Genomic DNA, 5,707 nt, shown 5'->3' with positions numbered 1-5,707 from the left:
GGCACCTCGGAGCCCAGCAGGTCGTAGCCAGCGCTGCGGACTAGGTCGCGGGCGGCTTCATTGTGGGAGGCGCGGGCGTTCTTGACTCGGGTGAAGACCACGTAGGCGTCGATCTCAGCAATGCGGTCCTTGGCAGCCGACAGGGCGCCGTCGAGCGAGCCCTTGATGCGGCGCATCTCAGCCTTGCGCGGCGAGGTGACGAAGAGGACCTGGTCGCAGACGGCTACGGCGGAGCCGAAGATGTCGCTGGATTCACCGCCGCAGTCGATCACGACGACGTCATAGCCGTCCGTGTCGTCGAGGACGCGCTGGCCGACGCGGGCGTGAGGCCAGGTCTCGATGTCGAAGGGCAGCGGGTCGCCCTTCTTCTTGGCCAGACGGTGCCAGTCGTACGCGGTCTGTGACAGCGGGTCGGCGTCGACCAGGAGGACACGCAGACCGTAGTGCACGGCGTAGACGAGGGCCACGAAGACGCTCATCGTGGACTTGCCGACCCCGCCCTTGAGGCCGCCGATGGCGATGACCTTCTTCTTGCCGGGGCGCAGCCAGACGAGCTTGGCGCGGGCTTGCGTTTGGGCCTCGCTCAGCGCCTCCGAGCGGGGGATACCCTCGGGGTTAGTGGTCGTCATTCTCTTCCTCGCGGTTGATCGTGATGGCGGCCGTACGGGGCCCCGTCTGGCAGAAGACGGGGCGTCCGTGTTTCTGGCCGGGTTGAGCGTAGCGCCGCAGTTGCAACGTGCCGCCCGTTCGTCAACGATGCGCGAGCCGTCCGATCACCCCCTGAAACACAAAAAGGCCCCGTCTCCAGGCAGTTGCCTGGGGACGGGGCCTTCTCGGGTGATCTCACACTGCCCAGGTCGCGGAAGCACCGTGGTCTGGGTCGGGGATGCTCAGAGCTGTTCGACGGGGTGCATGGTGCCGTCGTCGCCCTCGCTGGTCTCGATCTCGTACAGGGCGGTGGTCATGCGCTCGCTCCCGCGACGGCGGCGTCCAGGAGCGCGACGGCGTCGGCCTCATACGGGTCGGCGAACAGCGGGTGGTCGCTCACGTCGAACGGCCCGAACCGCACGGAGACGCGGTGGCCGGGAACGAGGGTGGTCTCCCGTCCCTCCAGCGCGGCGGTGAGCCGGTCGTGGTCGTGTTGGGCATGCCGGGTCTGGGTGTACGGACCGAGGCGCAGCAGGGTGAAGCCGTCGGGGCTGTCGTCGCGCCGACGGGCCTCGATGTAGAGGGCGTAGTGCGCGGGGGCCAAGCCGGTGTCGTCGGGCAGGGGCAGATCCGCAGCGGCGTGGGTGAGCATCATGTAGCCGGGCTGCCAGAAGCCGACGATCGACGTCGTGTTGCAGCGCAGCCAGCCGCGGTTGGTGTAGCCGAGCTGGCGGCCGTGGAGGTAGGCGCCGGCGTGCGGGGTGTCGGGGTGGACCAGGGCGACGGCGATCATGTCGGGTCCGTGGTCGTCGCCGGGCCGGGTGTGTGCCCGCTCGATGAACGGGCCGACGCGCACGGCGATGTCCTGAGCGCTGCCGGGCGTCCAGGGCTGCGGGCTGCGCAGGGCGGCGAGCATCGCACGGAACTGGTCGACCACGGCCTGGTCCTCGGGCGCGAGGGCGCCGGGGGCGTGACCGCAACGGCGGAAGAGGGGGCGCTTCATCGGGTCGGCTCCTTGTGGGTGGCGTGCGGGGTGGCCGCGCTGAGGATGTCGGCGTGGTCGAACGCGAGCTGGTCCGGCAGGTCGGCCAGGGGCCACCAGCGGGCGGTGCGGGCGTCGTCTCCGGCGGTGATCCGGGTGTTGGCGGGGACGACGGCCGCGTACGCGACGGTGACGAACCGGCCGCGCGGGTCGCGCCCGGGGGCGTCCCAGACGCCGATCTGGCGCAGGTCGTCGGCGGCCACCCGGACGCCGGTCTCCTCCTCCAACTCGCGGGCAGCCGCAACGCGGCTCGTCTCGCCGGAGTCGACATGCCCGCCTGGCAGGGCCCATGCGCCCTCGTAGGGCGGCCAGTCGCGTTCGATCAGCAGGACCTCGCCGTCGGGCGTGAGGGCCACAACGTCGGCGGTGTAACTGATGGTCTCGGGCGTTTCGGTGTCGGTCATGTGCGCCTTTCAGCGGGTGGTGTTGGTGATGACGAGGAACTGGTCGCTGCCGAGGTCCATGACCACTCGGGCGTCGGTGCCCTGGGCGCGTTGGACGGCGGCGTACTCTTCGGCCGGCCAGGAGCCGCGGGGGCCTCCGGCGGGGAACCGCTCCAGGACGGTGCGGGTCTGCTCGGTGGTGGCGGACATCAGGCATCGCCGCCGTTCACGCGCTCGTGAATGTCGATGAGGGTGGCGATGGCATCCGGGTTGTCCGCCAGGCCGACCCACGATCCGTGCGCGGTGAAGACGGGGACCTGGTCGTGGTCGGCGTCGAAGATGACGACGTAGTCGCCGTACCTGTCGAGCACCATCTCCCGCAGGGCCGGGACCAGCGCGGTGTCCAGGACCTCCAGGGCGTCGACGGTGAGCCGGGCGGATTCGCCGGGCGTCGGCGGCTGGAGCAGGGTGCCGGTGACGCGGAGCAGGTCGCCGGGCTGTATGCCGGTCAGCAACTCCCGGGTGGTCTGGGGGTCTCCGCTGGTGCAGGCCACGACCGTGTCGGGGGCGTCCTTGGCGACGGTGTCCGCGTCGGCGGGTCGGACGACCAGGTCGAAGGTGGCGGTGCCGCGTGGGCCGGGGGTGGGTATGGCGTCGACCCAGCCGTCGACGGCGCAGTGCTTGGTGTCCATCAGCTGGCCTCCGCCAGGGTCTCGGTGGTGCGAGGGGAGCGGGGTCGGGTGGTGCGCTGGGCGAGGTCCAGAAGCTCGCGGTTGCGCCGCTGCTGGGCGGGTGTGAGCGGTCGGGCCTTCGCGCCGTGGCGGTGCCAGAGCGGGGACGCGGGCGGCTCGGGGTAGGCGAGGGCGTGGTCGACGTCGGACATACTTGGGTTCTCCGTCTCGTCTCGTACGGGATGGATGGGCCCGGGGCAGCCGACGAAGCCGCCAAGCAGAGCGGCTGTCCCGGGGCGGAGCTACAGCACGAAGTCGCTGCGGGTCGTCCAGCTGACGGGGTTGTTCCAGAGGCCAGCCGTCGCGGCGCGCCACTCCATCTCCCAGCCGGGCCGAAGCCCGCGCGCTCCCCAGCTGTCCGGCTGTTTGCCGGGGTTCTCGAGTCCGGCCTGCTGCGCGGCGAGCGCGGCGTCGTACACCTCGTGTGCGCGACGCAGGGCCGCGGCGGGGGAGTCCGCGACGCCTGTGAAGACGTGCACGCCACGCCGATCGGGGTGGCTGGTGTCGTGTATCGGGACGTCCACCTCATAGATGCGCAAGCGCAGGTGCATGACGTCCAGCTCCTCTCTGTGCTCGGTGGTGAGGGACCACCGCGACCGACCCGGCCTCCGTCGTGCTGGAGGCCGGGTCGGCACGGAGCGCCCGTCACGTCGGGCCGGTTTCCCAAACTTGGGAAACCGGCCCGCCGGTCAGAGGTCCAGGTGGATCGTGATGGGCCGCCGGGGATCACCAGCGGCGGTGTGGACGGTGCGGCGGTGCGCGGCGAGGCCGGCGGCCCCGCCCTGGATCGGAAGGTGGCAGTCGCGGCAGCCGTTCCACCACTCATCGCCGACCGGGAGCTCGGCCGGGGTGAGCGGGTGCGGGTGCGGCCCGTCGGCGGCGCGGCTCACGCGCGGACCGCGTCCGCGTACTGCGCCTCCAGGTCGGCGCGGCCCTCGGGGTCGTCGGCCTGGAGGTCGTGGTCGTCGGCCTCCTGGTCGACGTCGCCGGAACCGCCGTGGACGGTGCAGACGATCCCCGGGTCGCTGTCCATGGCGCCGGTCAGCGCCTTGTGCAGGTCAGTGACCGAGTAGGCCGGCGCCCACGCCTGCCCGGCGCACTCCGGATCGGCGGGGCAGGGCAGCAGGACGTCGAAGCCGAAGTCGCCCTCGCCGTCCACGTCTTCGCGCAGCGCCAGGGTGAGGTACTGCTGCCCGAGGCGAATCTCCGCGACGCGGTCCCGGCCGGTCACCAAGTCCGAGTCCGGCCGCCACTGCCACAGCGGCAGGATCTCCGGGCCGAAGAAGCGGCGGGCCAGCCACAGGTCGCGCAGGCCGTCGCTGCCGTCGCGCCCGAGGTCGGCCTCCCTCACCTGCGAGAGCCGCTTGAGGAACGGCTCCAGGCGGTAGAGGGCGTCGGCGAAGACGATGGTGTTGAAGCCTTCGGCGGCGAGGCGCTGGTGGGAGTGGACCCTGGCCTGGTGCTGGGCGCGGACGGTGTCCTCGGGCACGCGCCGGTTGTCCGGCCTCGGGCCCTGCCGCTCCAGGCACACCTCCAGCGGCGTGGCGACGACGACCGCGACGGTCGGCATGCCGTGCCGCTTGGCGGCCATCACCAGCTCCACCCGCACGGCCTGCTCGCAGTTGGTCGCGTCGATCACCGTGTTGAGCTTGCGGGCCATCCGGCGCTCCAGGACCAGCTGGAGGACGTCCGCGGCGTCGCCGGTCGCGCTCTGGTCGCCGGGGTCGTCGCTGACCATCCCGCGCAGGCCGTCGAGGGAGAGGACCTGGGAGGCGGGCCAGGTGCGGGCCAGGGTCGACTTGCCCGCGCCGGAGGCACCGATCAGCACGATCAGCCCGTTCTCCGGCATGTCCGGGTACAGCACCGAGGTCATACGAGATCTCCTTGCGGGTCGAGGGAGCGGGCAGCCCAGATCAGGCGCGGCCCGGCGTTGTCGGTGATCAGGGCTGCGGCCTCGTGCAGAGGGCAGGAGGCGTCGCCGTCGCGGTCGGGCTCGATGTCTTCGGCTCGCTTCGCGGCGGCGGCGAGCAGCTGCGCGACGGACGCCATGAACCCGCCGGGCGGGTCGGTATCCTCGCTCAGCTCGCGCAGGATCGCGGCGAGCTCCGCCTGGTCGACGTCGTCGGCGTTCAGGTCGTCCTCGATCTGCTGGAGGGCGAGTTGGGCGATGCCGACCGAAGCGCGCACGCGTTCCAGTCGAGTGCGGGTCACCGGCGGGAGCCGGGGCGGGTGGTGAGCCAGGTGGTGACGGCGGCGGCGCCGACGCCGATCACGCGGTGGAGAGCCGCGTCCAGCTCCATCCACGCACTGCCCGGCCCGTTCACTTCCTTGGTGACCACGCCTTCGTCATCGAGACGGACGGCCTGGCAGTGCTCGATGTAGCCGGTCTTGTTGGTCTTCTTCGCCAGCCACAGCAGCAGTGCGCCGCGGTCGATCGCGGCGTGCGTCCCGGCGTTGATGGCCGCGCCGGCGAGCAGCGCGGTGGGGGTGACGCGGTAGCCGAACGCGCGGGTGATCGCGATGGTCGCCCCGAGTTGCACGGCGGTGTAGGACGCGACGTGGCAGGCCACGGCACGCCTGCCCAGCGCGCTGGTGGTCATGGTCGGGCGGGGGGAATCCGGGTCGGCGGGGGTGCCGTCGGCGTGGACCAGGTCCTCGCCGTACAGCCGCTTCCGCGAAGCCGTCTTCGACCCCTGGACCCAGTGGTCACAGGCAGGATGCAGCTCGCCGAAGGTAGCCAGCAGAGTGCCGAACAGGGCCAGGCGCTCGGTGGTGAGGGGCAGACGGGGCATGCTGGAGTTCTCCTGATCTCGTAGAGAGTGAAGGGGAGTTGGTGAAGGCCGTGCGGCGGCCCGGCGTGGTGGCCGTGAAGTCGGTGGCGGCCTACCGCACCGGCTTCGACC

Annotated in this window: 11 protein-coding genes; all 11 read right to left on the bottom strand. The window is 71.7% G+C overall.

Translation table 11 applies throughout. The annotated features are described in order from the left end of the window. On the bottom strand, nucleotides 1–629 hold a 629-nt coding region (locus tag ABZ281_RS34875), incomplete at its 3' end, for a ParA family protein (RefSeq protein ID WP_356662070.1). A gap of 332 nt (nucleotides 630–961) precedes the next feature. Continuing rightward, nucleotides 962–1,651 carry a hypothetical protein gene (locus tag ABZ281_RS34870; RefSeq protein ID WP_356662068.1) on the bottom strand — a complete coding sequence of 230 codons (690 nt, stop codon included), beginning with the start codon at nucleotides 1,649–1,651 and terminating at the stop codon, nucleotides 962–964. Continuing rightward, nucleotides 1,648–2,094, bottom strand: coding sequence for an NUDIX hydrolase (locus ABZ281_RS34865; RefSeq protein ID WP_356662066.1), 447 nt, complete (start codon nucleotides 2,092–2,094; stop codon nucleotides 1,648–1,650). Before ABZ281_RS34865 ends, ABZ281_RS34870 begins: the two co-directional genes overlap by 4 nt. A 9-nt stretch (nucleotides 2,095–2,103) precedes the next feature. Further along, nucleotides 2,104–2,283: a hypothetical protein gene (locus ABZ281_RS34860; protein ID WP_356662064.1), complete on the bottom strand. Its 180-nt coding sequence runs from the start codon at nucleotides 2,281–2,283 to the stop codon at nucleotides 2,104–2,106. Then, nucleotides 2,283–2,765 carry a hypothetical protein gene (locus ABZ281_RS34855; protein ID WP_356662062.1) on the bottom strand — a complete coding sequence of 161 codons (483 nt, stop codon included), beginning with the start codon at nucleotides 2,763–2,765 and terminating at the stop codon, nucleotides 2,283–2,285. The genes ABZ281_RS34860 and ABZ281_RS34855 overlap by 1 nt, the downstream gene beginning before the upstream one ends. Next, nucleotides 2,765–2,956, bottom strand: a complete 192-nt coding sequence (locus ABZ281_RS34850) for a hypothetical protein (protein WP_356662060.1) — start codon at nucleotides 2,954–2,956, stop codon at nucleotides 2,765–2,767. Before ABZ281_RS34850 ends, ABZ281_RS34855 begins: the two co-directional genes overlap by 1 nt. Nucleotides 2,957–3,046: 90 nt before the next feature. Beyond that, the gene (locus ABZ281_RS34845; protein ID WP_356662058.1) at nucleotides 3,047–3,355 is read right to left on the bottom strand and encodes a hypothetical protein; all 309 of its coding nucleotides are present in this window, start codon (nucleotides 3,353–3,355) and stop codon (nucleotides 3,047–3,049) included. 138 nt (nucleotides 3,356–3,493) lie between these two features. Then, nucleotides 3,494–3,694 (bottom strand): hypothetical protein, encoded by a 201-nt coding sequence (locus tag ABZ281_RS34840; protein ID WP_356662056.1) that lies wholly within the window; start codon nucleotides 3,692–3,694, stop codon nucleotides 3,494–3,496. Continuing rightward, complete coding sequence (locus ABZ281_RS34835; protein WP_356662054.1) at nucleotides 3,691–4,677, bottom strand: ATP-binding protein; 987 nt, start codon at nucleotides 4,675–4,677, stop codon at nucleotides 3,691–3,693. The genes ABZ281_RS34840 and ABZ281_RS34835 overlap by 4 nt, the downstream gene beginning before the upstream one ends. Further along, the gene (locus tag ABZ281_RS34830) at nucleotides 4,674–5,015 is read right to left on the bottom strand and encodes a hypothetical protein (protein WP_356662052.1); all 342 of its coding nucleotides are present in this window, start codon (nucleotides 5,013–5,015) and stop codon (nucleotides 4,674–4,676) included. The genes ABZ281_RS34835 and ABZ281_RS34830 overlap by 4 nt, the downstream gene beginning before the upstream one ends. Then, nucleotides 5,012–5,596, bottom strand: a complete 585-nt coding sequence (locus tag ABZ281_RS34825) for a hypothetical protein (RefSeq protein ID WP_356662050.1) — start codon at nucleotides 5,594–5,596, stop codon at nucleotides 5,012–5,014. Before ABZ281_RS34825 ends, ABZ281_RS34830 begins: the two co-directional genes overlap by 4 nt. Between the last annotated feature and the right edge of the window lie 111 nt (nucleotides 5,597–5,707).

The organism is Streptomyces sp. NPDC006265, assembly GCF_040613555.1.
GTDB lineage: Bacteria > Actinomycetota > Actinomycetes > Streptomycetales > Streptomycetaceae > Streptomyces.
Note: the sequence above shows the minus strand (reverse complement) of the source record. Positions and strands in the feature narration are given on the sequence as shown.